Source organism: Stenotrophomonas sp. YJH_SMC_119, assembly GCF_059368315.1.
Genome location: NZ_JCAFRP010000001.1, coordinates 1 through 17,376, shown reverse-complemented (window position 1 = coordinate 17,376; position 17,376 = coordinate 1). Strand labels below are relative to the sequence as shown.

The window sequence follows — 17,376 nt, the reverse complement described above, 5'->3', positions numbered from 1 at the left end:
TCTGCTTGCGTTTTCCGTTGTCGCCCGTGTTGTGCACCGCCCTGGCCGTGGCCCTGGCCGGCTGCACGCCGTCGCCGTCCGCGCCGGCGGAACGGGCCGCCAGCGAAGAGGCGCGCGCGGCCGAGGGCGCCGACACCGGCGCCAATGCCAGTTCGCAGGCCGGGCAGGGCAGCGTGACCATCGCCGGTGAAGATGCCGCCGAGGACGTACAGCAGTGGACGCCGCCACGGGTGGACCGCCAGGGCCGCAGCCTTGCCCAGTTGCGGCGCGCCGCCGAGCAGGCGTTCGCTGAAGGCCGGCTCTATGAAGATGCGGATGCCGCCATTCCGCTGTGGCTGGCGGTGCAGGAAGAAGACCCGGATGACCGCCAGGCCCGGCTGGGCCTGCAGCGTGCCCGCCAGCGACTGCAGCAGCTGGCCGATGCCCTGCTGGTGCGGCCGCTGAAGCAGCGCGAGGCGCTGGCCGAGGCCAGCCGCCAGGCACTGGTGTTGCTGACCCTGTCGCCGAAGGACGAGCAGGTGCGTGCGCTGCAGGCGCGGGCGGAGCTGGCGCAACGGGTGGTGGCCTACAACCGTGCTGGCGAGGAGGACCTGCGCTCGGACCGTATCGGTGAGGATGGCGACGGTGCCATCGGCAACTTCCGTGAAGCGCTGGCGCTGGATGAAGACAACAGCCGCGCACGGCAGGGCCTGGCCGCAGCCGAGAGCGGGTTGATCCGCCGTGCCGAACAGGCTGCTCGGGCGCGCGATTTTGCCAGTGCGGGTACCTGGCTGGCCGAAGCCAGCAAAGTGCGCGATTCGTCACCGACGATCGCCGATGCCTTCGAACGCATCGAGCAGATCCGCGCCGCCACGCTGCTGCAGCTGCGTGATGACGGACTGCGTGACCTTGCCACGCCACAAGGCCTGAAGCCGGCGCGCGAGAAGCTGGCCGAGGCGCTTCGCATCGCTCTGCCGGGTGATGCAGTGGTGGGACAGCTTCGCGAGCGCATCGACCTGGCCACCCATTACGGGAGCTTCCGGCCGGGACAGGTGTTCAGTGATGCGATGCGCGATGGGGGGCGCGGACCGCAGATGGTGGTGGTGCCCCACGGTGGCTTCCAGATGGGTGCAGGCGATGCCGAGCCGGGCTCGAGTGATGCCGAGCGTCCGTCGCACTACGTGCGCTTCGATCGCGGCTTTGCCATGGCGATCACCGAGATCACCGTCAGCGATTTCGAGCGCTACGTGAAAGCCTCCAATGCGCGCCCGCGCGCGACCCGGCGTGGCCATTCGGTGGTCTACGACGAACGCAGCGGCAATTTCATCCGCCGCAGCGGCGTGGACTGGCGTTCCGACTACGACGGCGGTCGCGCGCTGGGCAACTCGCCGGTGATGCACGTCAGTGTGCGTGATGCCGAGAATTATGCAGCGTGGCTGTCCGAGCAGACTGGCCGCAGCTACCGGCTGCCCAGCGAAGCCGAGTTCGAGTACGCGCTGCGCGCTGGCAGCAGTGGCCGCTATCCGTGGGGCGATGCCGGCGTGCCGCCGCCAGGCAGCGGCAACTTCACCGGCAGCAAGGACGTTTCGCCTTCGGGACGGCACTGGCACAACGCGTTTATCGGGTACGGCGATGGCTGGTGGGGGCCGGCGCCGGTGGCCAGCTTCCAGGCCAATGCCTTCGGTCTGCACGACATGGGCGGCAACCTCAGCGAATGGGTGGCCGACTGCTGGCATGCCAGCTACCGCCGCGCACCGTCCGATGGCGTCGCCTGGTTCAACCCGGGCTGCCGGTCGCGGGTGATCCGCGGTGGCAACTGGGCCAATGCCCCCGAGCAGACCCGCGCGGCCTGGCGGCAATCCCAGGATTCGGATACCACCAACGCCCGCATCGGCTTCCGCCTGGTGCGCGGCATCTGAGCGGCACCCGGCTTCACCCGCTGCGGGCAGCGGCGCACTAAGATTGCGCCGTGCCCGCCAGCCGGCGGGGCCAGCAGGAAGTCCCCCGATGCGCAACGATCCCTTCTCCCGCTCGTCGCAAGGCCCACAGCGGCGTGGCCTGTTCGGCAACATCCGCTGGTGGGTGCTGCTGCTGGCCGCCGGCTATGCGCTGTTCTACTGGTTCTCCAACCGCACGGTCGATCCGTACACCGGCGAGAAGGTGATGATCGACAGCAGCCTGGACGCGCGCCAGGAAACCGCGCTGGGGCTGCAGGCCTACCAGCAGATCCTGTCGCAGGAACGGCCGATGGACCCCAATGCACCGATCGCGCGCGACGTGCGCGATATCGCCCAGCGCCTGATTGCCAAGGTCGATGTGGTGGAGACCGCGCTGGCCCAGGAGCACGGCGTGCAGCCGGCGCATTTCGCGCGGGATTTCCAGTGGGAAGTGAATGTGATTCCGTCCGACCAGGCCAATGCGTTCTGCCTGCCGGGCGGCAAGATGGCGGTCTACACCGGGTTGGTGCCGGTAGCACGCACCCGCGATGCGATGGCGGTGGTGATGGGGCATGAGATCGCCCATGCGCTGCTGCGCCATGGTGCACAGCGCATGGCCCAGCAGAAGCTGACCCAGATCGGGCAGGTGGCCGGCGCCGCCAGCGGCATGGATGCGCAGCAGCAACAGATGATGATGTCGGCGATGGGCTATGGGTATCTGCTGCCGTATGCGCGCAGCCACGAGACACAGGCGGATGAAGTGGGGCTGATGCTGGCCGCAGCGGCGTGCTTCGATCCCCGCGAGGCGGTGCCGCTGTGGCAGCGCATGGGCCAGGCCAGCGGCGGCCAGTCGCCACCGGAGTTTGCCTCCACCCACCCGAACCCGGGCACCCGCATCCAGAACCTGCAGGCGCTGATGCCGAAGGCGCTCGAGTACCGGCAGAAATTCTGCGAGCAGGCAAAGTAAGGGGGGCGGCAGGGCTTGCAGCCCTGCACCCGCGGTAGTGCCGGCCGCTGGCCGGCAGCAGCAACAGCAACAGCGTGCATTCCGTGGGATGGCGGGGTGGGTCCGGTTGCGGGAGGCGCCGCAAGTACGTCCGTGTAGGCTTGGCCGCGGCATCCATGCCGCGGACACTCCCGCAACCGGACCCACCCCGCCTTCGACAGATTCTCGCGATCTGTCGGAATGGCGTGGGGTCAGATCCGTTTTCCTACGGAAAACGGATCTGACCCCGAATTGATTCGATATCTGACAGAGATTCATCCACGCATGGCGTGGATCTACCGACCGTCATCGGGAAACTGTCGAGGGTGGGGCGGTGTGGCTGTGCAGGACCGTTGGCGCCATGGATGGCGCCATCGAGCCCCCAGGGATGGGTTTACGGCGTGTCCTGCACAGCCACACCGCCCCGCCAAACCATCAGCAATCCAGAGCCGCTTTGGCTGTTGCTTCGGCCGTTGCTTGAAGCCTCTGCAGGTGCAGGGCGCAGCCCTGCCGCCCCCCCCTTTACTTGACCTGCACGTCGATCACGCCGTCGCCAACGCGGGCCTGCAGCGCGTCACCTGGCTGCACCTGGTCGACCTTTCGTACCAGCGTGCCATCGTCAGTGCGGGTCAGGATGCTGTAGCCACGGGCCACGGTGGCCAACGGGCTGACCGCTTCCAGTGAACGCGCCAGTCCGCGCAGTCGCAGTGCATCGCGCTCCAGCAGACGCTGCATCGCTGCCTGCGGCCGCCCGCGCAGGGCGGCGAGGCGGCGCTGCATCGCGTCGAGCTGGCGTTGCGGATGGTGCCCGCGCAGTACCGCGGCCGCATGGCGCAGGCGTGCGGCACGGCGCTCCTGCTGCTGGTTGAAGACCGCATGCAGGCGCCGGCCCAGATCGAGCTGGCGGCGGCGCAACAGGTCCAGCCGCGCCTGCGGGCTCTGTGCGTTCAGGCGCAGCAGGGCGCGGTCGGCACGCTGCATCGCCTGCTGCATCGCATGCCGTTGCAGCTGCACCATGCGCGCGGCCGTACGGCGCAGGCGCAGGGCCAGTTCGCGCTGGTCCGGGACCAGCAGTTCGGCCGCCACCGATGGCGTCGGTGCGCGCAGGTCGGCGGCGAAGTCGCTGAGGCTGAAGTCGGTTTCATGGCCCACCGCCGATACCACCGGCGTGCGGCTGGCGGCGATCGCACGGGCCAGGGCTTCGTCATTGAACGCCCACAGGTCTTCCAGCGAGCCGCCGCCGCGGGTCAACAGGATCACGTCATAGCGGCCACTGGCGTCGGCAGCCTGCAACAGCCGGGTGATCTGTGCAGCGGCGCTGCTGCCCTGCACCAGGGTCGGCAGCAGGTCGACCTCCAGCAGCGGGAAGCGGCGGCCGAGCACGCTCAGCACGTCGCGCACGGCGGCGCCGGTGGGCGAGGTGATCACCGCCAGGCGCTGCACGTGCGCCGGCAGCGGCCGTTTGCGTGCCGGGTCGAACAGGCCTTCGGCCTCCAGGCGTGCCTTCAGCTCTTCGAACGCGCGGCGCAGCGCGCCTTCGCCGGCTTCCTCCATGTGGTCCAGCACCATCTGGTACTCGCCACGGGCGTCGTACAGGGTCACCTTGCCGCGCACCAGCACGCGCATGCCTTCGCGCGGCACGAACTTCAGGTACTGCGCCTTCATCCGGAACATTGCCGCGCGCAGCTGCGCACGCGCATCCTTCAGGGTGAAATACAGATGCCCGGAGGCGGGACGCGCCACGCTGCCCAGTTCGGCCTCGACCCAGATCGCCGGGAAGCTGCCTTCCAGCAGGTCGCGGGCCAGGGTGTTGAGCTGGCTGGGGGTGAGGATGTCGTTGTTGCGTGGCTGCATGGGAACGGCGTGCTGCGGGCGGAACGGGGGCTCAGGATCGCACGTCAGCGCACCGTGTGCTGGCCCAGCGCCCACTGCACGTGTTCACGCACCAGCGGCGAGGGATCATCGACGCGGGTATGCAACGCGGCCAACGCTTCGGCCGAGGACGGTGCATTGCCCAGTGCCACGGCGATGTTGCGCAGCCAGCGTTCATGGCCGCTGCGCCGGATCGGGCTGCCTTCGGTACGGCGCAGGAATTCAGCTTCGTCCCAGGCAAACAGCTGGTCCAGACGGGCAGTGTCGAGGTTGTTGCGCGCGCGGAAATCGGCTTCGTCGGTACGCTTGGCGAACTTGTTCCAGGGGCAGACCAGCTGGCAGTCGTCACAGCCGTAGATGCGGTTGCCGATCAACGGCCGCATGTCTTCGGGGATGGCACCGTCGTGCTCGATGGTCAGGTAGGAAATACAGCGCCGCGCGTCCAGCCGCTGCGGGCCGGTGATGGCCTGGGTCGGGCAGATATCGATGCAGCGCGTGCAGGTGCCGCAGTGTGCTGTGGCCGGTGCATCGATCGGCAGCGGGATGTCGATGTAGATCTCGCCGATGAAGAACCAGGAGCCGCCATGGCGGTCGATCAGGCAGGTGTGCTTGCCGATCCAGCCGAGCCCGGCGTTACGCGCCAGTGCGCGTTCCAGCACGGGGGCCGAATCGACGAACACGCGGTAACCCAGCGGTGCCACTTCATCGTTGATCTGCGTGGCCAGCTTCTGCAGGCGGTTGCGCATCAGCTTGTGGTAGTCGCGGCCCAAGGCGTAACGGGCCACGTAGGCGCGGCCCGGGTCGGCCAGGGTTGCCCAGGCTTCGGTGTCGTCCTTGTGGCTGTAGTCCATGCCCACCGAGATCACCCGTACGGTGCCGGGCAGCAGCTCGGCCGGGCGCGCGCGCAGGGTGCCGTGGCGCGCCATCCAGTCCATCGTGCCGTACAGGCCCTGGCCCAGCCAGTCGGCCAGGTGCGCCTCATCCTCGCCCAGCTCGATGCCGGCGATGCCGCAGCGCTGGAAGCCATGCGCACGGGCCAGTTCGCGGATGCGCTGCACGGCCTGGGCCGGATCGACAGGGGCGGGGACGGGGGACATGTGCACCAGTATAAAATCCCCGCATGGCCAACCTTGCCGATCTGTTCGATTCCGCTGCCGCGCGTGCGCTTGATGCGCAGGCCTCGGCGCTGGCCGCCGAGGGCGGTTGGGGCCTGATGGCGCAGGCCGGCCAGGCCGCCTGGCAGTGCCTGCTGCAGCATTGGCCGCAGGCGCAGCGTATCGGCGTGGTGGTCGGAGCAGGCAACAACGGCGGCGACGGCCTGGTGCTGGCCCGCCACGCACGGAAGGCCGGGCGCGCGGTGGCGGTGATCGCCTTGCCGGGCAAGCCACCGGCGACGTCGCTGGCACAGCGTGCAGCATCGGAATTCACGTCCGACGGCGGCACCATCACTGATTTCGACGGCGCGCTGCCCGAGGCCGATATCTGGGTTGATGCCCTGTTCGGTCTGGGCTTCGATCGCGCGCCGGAAGGCGCGGCGCAGGCGCTGATCGCCGCCCTCAACGCGCAGACGGCACCGGTTCTGGCGCTGGACGTCCCCAGTGGCGTCGATGCCGACCAGGGCGCCGTACCGGGCGAGGCGGTGAAGGCTGCTTTGACCCTGCAGTTCATCGTGCCGCATCGCGGGCTGTATACCGGCGATGCGCTGGATCATTGCGGGCGGAAGGCGTTGGCGCCGCTGCAGCTACCCACGGCCGCATGGCAGGGCGTGTCACCCGCCGCAGAGCACTGGACCCAGGCTCGCTTGCCGGCACTGCTGCCGCCGCGTCGTGCTAATACCCACAAGGGCGAATCCGGGCATGTGCTGTGCGTCGGCGGCAACCATGGCAGCGGCGGGGCCATCGCGATGGCGGCCGAAGCGGCACTGCGTGCCGGCGCGGGACTGTTGAGCCTGGCCACCCGGCGCGATCACGTCGGCCCGTTGCTGGCTCGGCTTCCCGAGGCGATGACCCATGCGCTTGAAGATGGCGATGTGCTGCCGGCGTTGCTGGACAAGGCCAGGGTGGTGGCGATCGGCCCCGGCCTGGGCCAGGACGAATGGGCACGCGCAATGTTTGCGCAGGTGCTGGACAGCGACAAACCGCTGGTGGTTGATGCCGATGCACTGAATCTGCTGGCGCAGGATCCGCGCGCGCTGCCGGAGGCGATCCTTACGCCACATCCGGGCGAGGCCGCGCGTCTGCTCGACTGCAGTACCACTGACATCCAGGCCGATCGCTACCGCTGTGCGCAGGCGTTGGCCGAGCGATTCCACGCCGTGGTGGTGCTGAAGGGCGCGGGCAGCGTCGTGACGGCGCCCGGGCAGGTGCCACGGCTGATTGCTGCAGGCAACCCCGGCATGGCCGTGGGGGGCATGGGCGACCTGCTCACCGGCATCATTGCCAGCCTGCGCGCGCAGGGCCTGGCCGCCTTCGACGCTGCCGCCGCTGGCGCACTGCTGCACGCGCTCGCCGGCGACGCTGCGGCCGCCGACGGCGCGCGCGGCATGCTTCCCACTGATCTGCTGGTGCCGCTCCGGCAACTGGCCAACCCGGAACGCTCTTCATGACTGAATTCTTCCTTGCCGACAGCGATGCCACCGAACTGCTCGGGCAATGGCTGGCGGCGACCCGACCGCCGCAGGCGCTGATCGAACTGCGCGGCGACCTGGGCGCCGGCAAATCCACCACCGCACGCGCACTGCTGCGCGCGCTGGGCGTGCAGGGCGCGATCCGCAGCCCCACTTACACCCTGGTCGAGCGCTATCCGCTGGCCAGCGGTGGCGAGGCCTGGCACCTGGACCTGTACCGGATCGGCCAGGCCGGCGAACTCGATTTCCTGGGCCTGGACGAGGGCAGCGCGGTGTTGTGGCTGGTGGAATGGCCGGAACGCGGCGCTGGCGCGCTGCCGCCGACCGACCTGATGGTGGCGTTGGAGATCGAGGGGCAGGGGCGTCGCGCCCGTCTCACCGGAGCCAGCGACGTCGGACATGAGTGGCTGAAGCGGCTTCCGCAAGGGGGCGACTTGCAGGCCATTTCTGTCGGCTGACGAGAACAAAGACCGGCAGGTTACGGATTATTAAGGAAAAAGGTGTTGCATTCCGTTCAGCGCGGTGATTGAATCCTGAGCCATGCGCCTGGGGAACCGTCTCATCGCTATCTGTGCCGCCGTCGGACTGGGTCTGGCGAGCGTCAGCGCGTGGGCCGGTGAAGTCCGCCAGGTCCTGCTGAATACCGGCGCCACCGGCACCCGTGCCGAGATCTCGCTGGTCGGCAGTGGCGGCTACAAGACGCTTTCTCTGGCCGGTCCGAACCGTCTGGTGGTCGACTTCCCTGACTCCAGCGCCATACGCAACCTGAAGATGCCGGCTGCGCAGGGCGTGGTCACGGCGGTGCGTACCGGACAGCCGGTGCCGGGCACCTTCCGTGTCGTTTTCGACCTCGCTGAATCGGTGGCGCCGTTCCGCCCGCAGATGCAGCGCGAGGGCAATGAATCAAAGCTGGTGATCGAATGGCCGGGCGATGGCCCGGCCGTGGCCGCCAGCCGTCCTGCAGTAACGCCGGCGGTGCAGCCGCAGGCACCGGTGGCCACGCCCGCGCCGACCCCGGCTGAAAGCGCACAGTCGCGTTCCGATGCCGCACGTGCGACCGCACTGCTGACCGCGCAGGTGCGGCAGCAGGCCAGTGCCACTGCCGCCGCACCGGCCACGCCGACCCCGGCGCCGTCCACCGCCCCGGCCCAGGTTGCGGCGGCCGGTACCGTGGCCAGCAGCTCACCTTCTTCCTCGCCGGCCGCGATCCTGGCCGGCCAGCGCACCGCCGCAGTGGTGACCACGCCGCCGGCTACCGTGCCTGCACCGGCGCCGACGCCGGTGGAACCGCCGCGCCCGGCCATGCCCAGCGATGCCTCGCGCATCCGCATGCAGGCCGGCATGCGTCATCTGGTGGTCGCCATCGATCCCGGCCATGGTGGCCAGGATCCCGGCGCGATCGGCCCGACCGGCAAGCGCGAAAAGGATGTCACCCTGGCGGTGGCGCGTGAGCTGGCCCGCCAGGTCAACGCGACGCCGGGCCTGAAGGCCTATCTGACCCGCGACAGCGACGTGTTCATCCCGCTGCCGATGCGTGCGCAGAAGGCACGTGCAAACAAGGCCGACATCTTCATTTCGATCCATGCCGACGCGGCCGAAAACCGTTCGGCCACTGGTTCGTCGGTATACGTGCTGTCGACCAAGGGCGCCTCTTCGCAGCGCGCCCGCTGGCTGGCGGACAAGGAAAACGCGGCCGACCTGGTGGGTGGCGTGCGCCTGCAGCAGACCGAAGGCACGCTTGCCAACGTGCTGCTGGACCTTGCCCAGAGCGGTTACATGAAGGCGTCTGAAGATGCCGCCGGCCACGTGCTGGGCGGCCTGAAGCGGATCGGCAACAACCACAAGCCGAACATCGAACGTGCGAACTTCGCCGTGCTGCGCACCTCGGACATGCCGGCGATGCTGGTGGAAACCGCGTTCATCTCCAACCCGGACGAAGAGCGCCGTCTGATCGACCCGGCCTACCAGCGCAAGATCGCCGGCGCCGTGCTCGATGGCGTGCACACCTTCTTCAGCCGCCAGCCACCGCCGGGCACGCTGTACGCAGCCCGTGCCCAGGCCGAGATCGACGCTGCCGGGACCATGGCCGGCGGCAGCAAGTAACCCGCCGAAGGCAGGTTACTGCTTTCTGTAGCGTCGACTGTCAGTCGACTACGCGCGCAGCGCGGGGTTTTCGCCGCCCGGCGGAGGGCAGTCGACTGACAGTCGACTCTACACGGGGCGGCTCCGCTATCATCAACCCATGAAGTCTGCTGCCCATCCTCTCCCATGAGCGCGCCCGGACCGCGCCCGATCCGGCCGTTGCCGGAAATCCTGATCAACCAGATCGCCGCCGGCGAAGTGGTCGAACGTCCTGCGTCAGTGGTCAAGGAGCTGGTCGAGAACGCGATCGATGCCGGTGCCAGCCGCGTTGATATCGATCTTGAAGAGGGCGGTGTCCGCCTCATCCGCATCCGCGACAACGGCAGTGGCATCGCGCCGGAACAGCTGCCGCTGGCGGTCTCGCGCCATGCCACCAGCAAGATCGCCGATCTGGACGATCTTGAATCGGTGGCTACGCTCGGTTTCCGTGGCGAAGCATTACCGTCGATCGCCTCGGTCAGCCGTTTCACCCTGTCCTCGCGTCGCGCACATGACGAACACGGTTCGGCGCTGCAGATCGAAGGCGGCAAGATCGGCGAAGTGACGCCGCGCGCGCACGCGCCGGGCACTACGGTGGAAGTGCGCGAGCTGTTCTACAACGTACCGGCGCGGCGCAAGTTCCTGCGCGCCGAGCGCACCGAGCTGGGCCATATCGAAGAATGGTTGCGTTCGCTGGCGCTGGCGCGGCCGGATGTCGAGCTGCGGGTGTCGCACAACGGCAAGGCCTCGCGCCGCTACAAGCCGGGCGATCTGTATTCCGATGCGCGCCTGGCCGAAACGCTGGGCGAGGATTTCGCCAACCAGGCCGTGCGCGTCGACCACAGTGGTGCCGGCCTGCGCCTGCACGGCTGGATCGCGCAGCCGCATTATTCGCGCGCCAGCGCCGACCAGCAGTACCTGTACGTCAACGGCCGTTCGGTGCGCGACCGCAGCGTCGCCCATGCGGTGAAGATGGCTTACGGCGATGTGCTGTACCACGGCCGCCAGCCAGCCTATGTGCTGTTCCTCGAGCTCGACCCGACCCGCGTTGACGTCAACGTGCACCCGGCCAAGCACGAGGTTCGCTTCCGTGATTCGCGGCTGGTGCACGATTTCGTCTACCGCACGCTGAAGGACGCGCTGGCTGATACCCGCGCCGGCATGTCGGCGCAGGAGATCGGTGCGGGTCCGGTGCATCCGGTGGACGCCGCTGCTGCACCGATGACATCGAGCGCGGGCGCATCGGGTTTCGGGCTGGCGCGTGGACCTGCGCCCGGTGCCGGCTCGGGTGGCGGTGGTGGTGGTTTTTCCGGCTGGCGCCCGCAGCAGCCCCTTGGACTGCAGGTGGCCGATGCACCGGCGGCCTATGCCGCGCTGTATGCCGCACCGGCCGGTGCCGAACGCGGTGCTGCGCTGCCGCCGATGCCGGCCGAGAACGGACTGCCGGTGACCAGTGCCGACGCCGGCGTACCGCCGCTGGGCTACGCGATCGCGCAGCTGCACGGCATCTACATCCTGGCCGAGAACGCAGAAGGCCTGATCGTGGTCGACATGCATGCCGCGCACGAGCGCATCGGCTACGAGCGCCTGAAGAACGCGCACGATGGTATCGGCCTGCAGTCGCAGCCGCTGCTGGTGCCGATCACACTCGCCGTGGGCGAGCGCGAAGCCGACACCGCCGAAAGTGAAGCCGAAACGTTGGCGGCGCTCGGCTTCGAGGTGACCCGTGCCGGTCCCGGATCGCTGCACGTGCGCAGTATTCCAGCGCTGTTGGCGCATGCCGAACCGGAGGGGCTGCTGCGCGATGTGCTGACCGACCTGCGCGAGCACGGCCAGAGCCGCCGCGTGGCCAGCGCACGTGACGAACTGCTGTCGACAATGGCCTGTCACGGTGCGGTGCGTGCCAACCGGCGCCTGACCGTGCCGGAAATGAACGCGCTGCTGCGCGACATGGAAATCACCGAACGGTCTGGCCAGTGCAACCACGGCCGGCCGACCTGGGCCCGTTTTTCGCTGGCGGAGATCGACCGCTGGTTCCTGCGCGGACGTTGAGGGGAGCATCGATGCGTTATCGGGGAATGGGCGGCCTGCTGGCCGCCTTGCTGTTGGCCGCGTGCAGTCCGGCAACACCGCCGGCGCCGAAGGTTACCGAAGATCCGGCCTATGCGGCCGCGCAGCAGCAATGGCGGGTGGCCCGCTACCAGGACCTGACCCGGCCCGATGGCTGGACGGCCCTGGTCGGCCTGCACTGGCTGCAGAACAAATCACACTTCGTCGGCAGTGGTGCCACCAACGGCATCCGCCTGACGGTTGGCCCGGACAAGCTGGGCCTGCTGCGTCGCGAGGGCAGCCAGTGGTGGTTCACGCCCGAAGCCGGTGTGGATGTCAGCCATGATGGCCAGCCGGTGCGCGGCCGCATCCGCATCGACACCGACAAGGATCCGCAGCCAACCCTGTTGGCCTTCGACGGTGGCAAGGGCCAGCTCAGCATCATCCGGCGCGGGCCGCGCGATGCGCTGCGGGTCAAGCATGCCGATGCGCCGGCGCGCCGTGATTTCGCCGGCCTGGAGTACTGGCCGGGTGGCCCGGACTGGCAGGTGCAGGCACGCTTCATCCCGCATCCGGTGGGCAAGACCCTGCCCATTGTCGACATCACCGGCCTGACCACCGAGATGCCCAATGCGGGCGCGGTCGAATTCGAACGCGACGGCCGCACATGGCGGCTGGAGGCGATCGGAGCCACCGGGCAGCCGCTGTTCCTGATCTTTGCCGACCGCACCAGTGGCCGCGGCAGTTATCCGGCCGGGCGCTACCTGGATACCGATGCGCCGGCAGCCGACGGCACGCTACGCATCGATTTCAATCATGCCTACAACCCCCCGTGTGCATTCACCGCCTATGCCACGTGCCCGCTGGCGCCGCCGGAAAACCGGCTGGACCTGCGCATGGAAGCGGGCGAGAAGGCCTACCACCTGTCTGAAGGAGAGGGCTGAGATGCCGTTGAAGGGACTGTTCCGTGCAACGCTGCTGATGGCAGCGTTTGCAATCGCACCGCTGGCACCGGCGCGCAATGCACCGGCCACCGACGCCGCTGCCACGGCGGCGGCCAAGCCGCCGGTGCCGCTGCTGTGGAAGGTGACCGGCCCGGGTGATTCACGCGTATACCTGCTTGGATCATTCCACCTGTTGAAACCGCAGGACTACCCGCTGTCGCCCGATGTCGAGCAGGCCTTCGAGGCCTCGCAGCGGGTCGTGTTCGAACTGTCACCGGAGGACATGCAGTCGCCGCAGCTGGCCAGCCGCATGGTGCAGGCTGCCGTGCGCACCGATGGCAGCGAGCTCAAGCGCGATCTCGACGCGGCCACCTGGCAGAAGCTGCAGGCGTTCGCATCCGAGAACAAGCTTCCGTTGGCACAGATGCAGGGCATGAAGCCCTGGTTCGTCGGCCTGAGCATTTCGGTCGGGCAGATGCAGAAGATGGGCCTGGACCCGGCGTTGGGCCTGGACCGTCATTTCATGGAGCGCGCGCAGAAGACCGGCCGCAGGACCGCTGGGTTGGAAGACATCGATACCCAGATCGGCATGCTCGACGGCATGACCGTGCAGGAGCAGCGACAGATGCTGTCCGAGGCGCTGGATCAGGCGGGCAAGGGCGATGAGCAGGCGCGCCAGCTGCATGATGCCTGGCGGCGAGGCGATGAGCGCGTGTTGTGGACGAAGATGGCCGCGGAAATGCGCCAGCAGTATCCACAGCTTTACCAGCGCATCAACACCGGGCGCAACGACGCGTGGGTACCGAAGCTGCTGCCGTACCTGCAGGCCGGGCAGGGTGGCACGCTGGTGGTGGTCGGTACGCTGCACCTTCTGGGCGGTGACGGCGTGGTCGAGAAGCTGAAGGCGAAGGGCTACAAGGTCGAACGCGTATGCACGGGGTGCAAAGCGAAACGTTGATGCTCCCCCGGGGCACAAAACAAAGCGGCGCGCCATTGGGCGCGCCGTTTTCGTATCCGCCGGTACATCGGCTCAGCGGCGGGTCTTGCCGCCGGTGCCGGTACCGGGTTCGTTGGGCTTGTTGCCGGTGCCGGTACCGGTGCCACCCGGTCGCGGACCACCGAAACCGGTGCCCATGCTGCGCTGGAATTCCTGCCACAGCTCCAGGTTGCGCTCGGTCAGCTGGTTCATCATCGCCCACGGGGTCTGGCCCAGCAGGTTGCCCATCTGCTGGCGGAACTGCTGCTGCTGGTCGAGGAAGACCTGCATGCTGCGCTCCAGGTAGTTGCCCATGAAGCCCTGCAGGGAATCGCCGTAGAAGCGGATCAGCTGGCTCAGCAGCTGGGTGGACAGCATCGGTTCGCCGTCCTGTTCCTGGTCGGCGATGATCTGCAGCAGGACCGAACGGGTGAGGTCGTCGCCGCTCTTGGCGTCACGGACTTCGAAGTCTTCACCGTCCAGGATCAGCTGGCGCACGTCCTCGATGGTGATGTAGCTGGAGATCTCGGTGTCGTAGAGACGGCGGTTCGGATACTTCTTGATGATGCGGGTCGCAGCCATTGAAGCGGTCACTCGTCACAGTAGATGCGAAGCATGGCGCAGTGCAGCAGCCGTTGCAACCGCCTCAGCCCCCGCCAGGCTTGGCTTTCACAGGGGATCATGTTGCGCAACAAGGGTTTGCGTGCTGCGCAGCATGACCATCGGCAGGGGCGGCGGGTGTGCGCCGCCGAGGCCGGCGCGGCTTACCAACCCATATGGTGGCCGCCATTGATGTCCAGGTTGCTGCCGGTGATCCACGAGGCTTCCTCCGCCACCAGGAAGGACACCCCGTAAGCGATTTCCTCCGGCTTGCCGAGGCGCCCGGTGGGAATGTCGGCGACGATCTTGGCGCGCACTTCTTCCGGCACCGCCATCACCATGTCGGTCGCGACGTAGCCGGGCGAAATGGTGTTGACGGTAATGCCGAAGCCGGCGTTCTCGCGTGCCAGCGAGATGGTGAAGCCGTGCATGCCGGCCTTGGCCGCCGCGTAGTTGGCCTGGCCGTACTGGCCCTTCAGGCCGTTGATCGAACTGATCTGGATGACCCGGCCCCAGCCGCGGCGGCGCATGCCCTCGATGACCGGGCGGGTGACGTTGAACACCGAATTGAGGTTGGTGTTGATCACATCGTGCCACTGGTCCGCGCGCATGCGATGGAACGTGGTGTCGCGGGTGATGCCCGCGTTGTTGACCAGGATCTCGACCGGGCCCAGCTCGGCCTCGACGGCGCGCACCAGCGCTTCGGCGCTGCCTGGATCGGAGACATCGCCCGGGAAGATCGACACGCTGTAGCCGCGTTCGGTCATTGCCTGCTGCCAGGCGCGGGCCTTGGCCTCGTCGCGGTAGTTGGTGGCGACCCGGTGGCCCTGGTCGGCCAGGCGTTGGCAGATGGCGGTGCCGATGCCGCCGGTTCCGCCGGTGACCAGTGCGACGCGAGATGTCATGGAGTGTTGTCCGGGTGTCGGGTGGGGGAAGGGGGATTCTGCAACATCGGCGCGGAAAGTGCGCCGGCTGGCAACAGGATGTCGGTCCGCGGCAGTCGTGCCGGGTCGAAGGCCTGCCGAGCGGTGGCCAGCAGCGTATCCAGGTCGTGCGCAGGTTCCAGCGCCCCAGGTGCCTGGCCGAGCAGCTTCCAGAGCTGGCGCAGCACGGGCAGCGGGTGCGAACTGTCCACCGGCAGCGCCGCCAGCGACTTGGACAGTTTGTGGCCCGGCGCATCCAGCAGCAGCGGCAGGTGCCAGTAGCGCGGCACCGCCAGCCCCAATGCCTGCTGCAGCAGGATCTGCCGCGCCGTGGAGTCGAGCAGGTCGGCGCCGCGCACCACTTCGGTCACTCCTTGCGCGGCGTCATCGACCACCACCGCCAACTGGTAGGCCCAGCAGCCATCGGCGCGGCGCAGCACGAAGTCGCCGACTTCGGCGTGCACGTCCTGCTGCTGCGGGCCGCGCAGGCCATCGTCGAAGTGCACGATGCTGCCCGGTGGCACGCGGAAGCGGACGGCAGGGTCCGGTCGAAGTTGCCGGGCGACGCAACGATGGTGGATGCCGCCGTTGGCGGCCAGGTCGCTGCGGCTGCAGTGGCAGACAAAGGCCTGGTCGCTGGCCAGCAGCACGTCCAGCGCGGCCTGGTAGGCCTCGCCGCGGGTGCTCTGCCAGAGGATCGGGCCATCGTGGACCAGGCCGAACGCGGCCAGCGCCCGCAGCTGTGACTCGGCGGCGCCGGGCACGGTGCGTGGTGGATCGACGTCTTCGATGCGCAGCCGCCACAGGCCGCCGTTATGTCGCGCGAGCAGCCAGCTGCCGAAGGCGGCGAGCAGGGATCCGGGATGGAGCAGGCCGGTCGGCGAGGGCGCGAAACGACCGCAGGGAATAGGGGAGGTCATGCTGGCTGAATCGTCGGTCAGGTTGGCGCTTGAATTCAAGCTGACCACACCGCAAATTGACCGGTATCGACCCCTTCCGAGCCGGATTTTCCCATGTTTACCCGCATTGCCCTGTTCCTGGCGACCAACTTCGCGGTCCTGATTCTCGCCAGCATCGTGATGTCGTTGCTCGGGGTCAATCCAAGCCAGATGAGCGGCCTGCTGGTCATGGCCGCGATCTTCGGCTTCGGTGGCTCCTTCATCTCGCTGCTGCTCTCCAAGTGGATGGCCAAGCGCTCCACCGGTGCGGTGGTGATCACCGAGCCGCGCAACCAGACCGAGCGCTGGCTGCTGGCCACCGTCGAGCGCCAGGCCAAGGCGGCCGGTATCGGCATGCCCGAAGTAGCGGTGTACGAAGGCCCGGAGATCAACGCCTTCGCCACTGGCGCCAACCGCAACAACGCGCTGGTGGCGGTGTCCACCGGCCTGCTGCACAACATGAGCGAAGACGAGGCCGAAGCGGTGCTGGGCCACGAGATCGCCCACGTCGCCAACGGTGACATGATCACCATGGCGCTGCTGCAGGGCGTGCTGAACACCTTCGTGATCGTGCTGGCCCGCGTGGTCGGCGGCATCATCGACAGCGCGCTGTCGGGCAACCGCGAAGGCGGCGGCCGTGGCTTCGCCTATTACATCATCGTGTTCGTGCTGGAGATGGTGTTCGGCCTGTTCGCCACCATGATCTCGATGTGGTTCTCGCGCCACCGCGAGTTCCGCGCCGACGCCGGCGGTGCCTCGCTGGCCGGCCGCCAGAAGATGATCGCCGCGTTGGAGCGGCTGCAGCTGAACCACGGCCAGAGCACGCTGCCGACCCAGATTGCCGCTTTCGGTATTGCCGGTTCGACGGCGAAGAAGCTGTTCATGAGCCATCCGCCGCTGGAAGAGCGCATCGCCGCGCTGCGGGCGTCTACGGTGGCGTGAGCTTTCACTTGTAAAGCAGTGCAGGAACGCCTGGCCTCGCGCCGGGCGTTTTTGTTTTGCGCGCGCACGCATTGGTGGCGCCAGGCGATGCCTAGGATCATTTCCGCGACCGCGGAGGGGTGTCACTTTCTTTGCGCGCAAAGAAAGTAACCAAAGAAACGCTCCGCCGGTCGCGAGCCGTCGCTACGCGCCGGTACCCTGCGCTTCTCGGTGAATCAGGGGGCGGCGCCGAACTCGCTGCGCTCAAACACCGGCGCCTCTCCGCCCCTGATTCCCCTGCGATGCTCGGCTCGCTCAAGGCGGACTGGAAGTCAAGTTCAACGGCAAAAGCATCCACGCGTGACGTGGATCTTATCTCTTGCCAATCTGGCACCTTGGGTGCCGAGAGCCCGGCGTGGGCGACCGTGTGGATCCAGGTCTTGCGACCGAGAAGTAGCTTGGGTCCCCACGCCGGATTCTCCCTGAACCGCCCGAACAGTTGGTT

The 17,376-nt window shown here is 68.0% G+C and carries 14 protein-coding genes; 9 read left to right on the top strand and 5 right to left on the bottom strand.

The annotated features are described in order from the left end of the window. The first annotated feature begins 5 nt into the window (after window positions 1-5). Both AC5P6S_RS00070 and AC5P6S_RS00065 read left to right on the top strand, forming a co-directional pair. Entirely contained in the window at window positions 6-1,898 is a 1,893-nt protein-coding gene (locus AC5P6S_RS00070) for a formylglycine-generating enzyme family protein (protein ID WP_099527712.1), read from the top strand. A gap of 88 nt (window positions 1,899-1,986) precedes the next feature. Then, a complete protein-coding gene (locus AC5P6S_RS00065) occupies window positions 1,987-2,883 on the top strand; it encodes a M48 family metallopeptidase (RefSeq protein ID WP_049448381.1) in 897 nt (298 codons plus the stop codon). Window positions 2,884-3,423: 540 nt separating this feature from the next. On the opposite strand, the gene xseA is transcribed toward AC5P6S_RS00065, so the two are convergent. Continuing rightward, window positions 3,424-4,755, bottom strand: a complete 1,332-nt coding sequence (xseA, locus tag AC5P6S_RS00060; RefSeq protein ID WP_005410399.1) for an exodeoxyribonuclease VII large subunit — start codon at window positions 4,753-4,755, stop codon at window positions 3,424-3,426. 44 nt (window positions 4,756-4,799) lie between these two features. After that, window positions 4,800-5,870, bottom strand: coding sequence for a tRNA epoxyqueuosine(34) reductase QueG (queG, locus tag AC5P6S_RS00055; protein WP_049417534.1), 1,071 nt, complete (start codon window positions 5,868-5,870; stop codon window positions 4,800-4,802). A 23-nt stretch (window positions 5,871-5,893) separates the two neighbouring features. Here queG and AC5P6S_RS00050 point away from each other — a divergent pair, with 23 nt between their 5' ends. From AC5P6S_RS00050 to AC5P6S_RS00025, 6 genes are all read left to right on the top strand, one after another. Continuing rightward, window positions 5,894-7,378, top strand: coding sequence for an NAD(P)H-hydrate dehydratase (locus AC5P6S_RS00050; RefSeq protein WP_049397335.1), 1,485 nt, complete (start codon window positions 5,894-5,896; stop codon window positions 7,376-7,378). Beyond that, window positions 7,375-7,857: a tRNA (adenosine(37)-N6)-threonylcarbamoyltransferase complex ATPase subunit type 1 TsaE gene (gene tsaE / locus AC5P6S_RS00045; RefSeq protein WP_495204422.1), complete on the top strand. Its 483-nt coding sequence runs from the start codon at window positions 7,375-7,377 to the stop codon at window positions 7,855-7,857. Before AC5P6S_RS00050 ends, tsaE begins: the two co-directional genes overlap by 4 nt. Before the next feature lie 82 nt (window positions 7,858-7,939). Next, on the top strand, window positions 7,940-9,502 hold the full coding sequence (locus AC5P6S_RS00040) for an N-acetylmuramoyl-L-alanine amidase (RefSeq protein WP_495204421.1): 1,563 nt from the start codon (window positions 7,940-7,942) through the stop codon (window positions 9,500-9,502). A 165-nt stretch (window positions 9,503-9,667) separates the two neighbouring features. Beyond that, window positions 9,668-11,572, top strand: a complete 1,905-nt coding sequence (gene mutL, locus AC5P6S_RS00035; RefSeq protein WP_062606511.1) for a DNA mismatch repair endonuclease MutL — start codon at window positions 9,668-9,670, stop codon at window positions 11,570-11,572. A gap of 11 nt (window positions 11,573-11,583) precedes the next feature. Then, window positions 11,584-12,513: a DUF1684 domain-containing protein gene (locus AC5P6S_RS00030; RefSeq protein ID WP_012480845.1), complete on the top strand. Its 930-nt coding sequence runs from the start codon at window positions 11,584-11,586 to the stop codon at window positions 12,511-12,513. A 1-nt stretch (window position 12,514) separates the two neighbouring features. Further along, window positions 12,515-13,471 (top strand): TraB/GumN family protein, encoded by a 957-nt coding sequence (locus AC5P6S_RS00025; protein ID WP_024958298.1) that lies wholly within the window; start codon window positions 12,515-12,517, stop codon window positions 13,469-13,471. A 72-nt stretch (window positions 13,472-13,543) separates the two neighbouring features. Here AC5P6S_RS00025 and phaR read toward each other — a convergent pair whose 3' ends face one another. From phaR to gluQRS, 3 genes are all read right to left on the bottom strand, one after another. Then, the gene (phaR, locus tag AC5P6S_RS00020) at window positions 13,544-14,071 is read right to left on the bottom strand and encodes a polyhydroxyalkanoate synthesis repressor PhaR (protein WP_005410391.1); all 528 of its coding nucleotides are present in this window, start codon (window positions 14,069-14,071) and stop codon (window positions 13,544-13,546) included. Between the two features lie 182 nt (window positions 14,072-14,253). After that, window positions 14,254-14,994 (bottom strand): acetoacetyl-CoA reductase, encoded by a 741-nt coding sequence (phbB, locus tag AC5P6S_RS00015; protein ID WP_005410389.1) that lies wholly within the window; start codon window positions 14,992-14,994, stop codon window positions 14,254-14,256. Next, complete coding sequence (gene gluQRS / locus AC5P6S_RS00010) at window positions 14,991-15,932, bottom strand: tRNA glutamyl-Q(34) synthetase GluQRS (RefSeq protein WP_065183458.1); 942 nt, start codon at window positions 15,930-15,932, stop codon at window positions 14,991-14,993. The genes phbB and gluQRS overlap by 4 nt, the downstream gene beginning before the upstream one ends. Before the next feature lie 93 nt (window positions 15,933-16,025). On the opposite strand from gluQRS, the gene htpX reads away from it, so the two are divergent. Continuing rightward, on the top strand, window positions 16,026-16,892 hold the full coding sequence (gene htpX / locus AC5P6S_RS00005; RefSeq protein ID WP_005410387.1) for a protease HtpX: 867 nt from the start codon (window positions 16,026-16,028) through the stop codon (window positions 16,890-16,892). The last annotated feature ends 484 nt before the right edge of the window (window positions 16,893-17,376 follow it).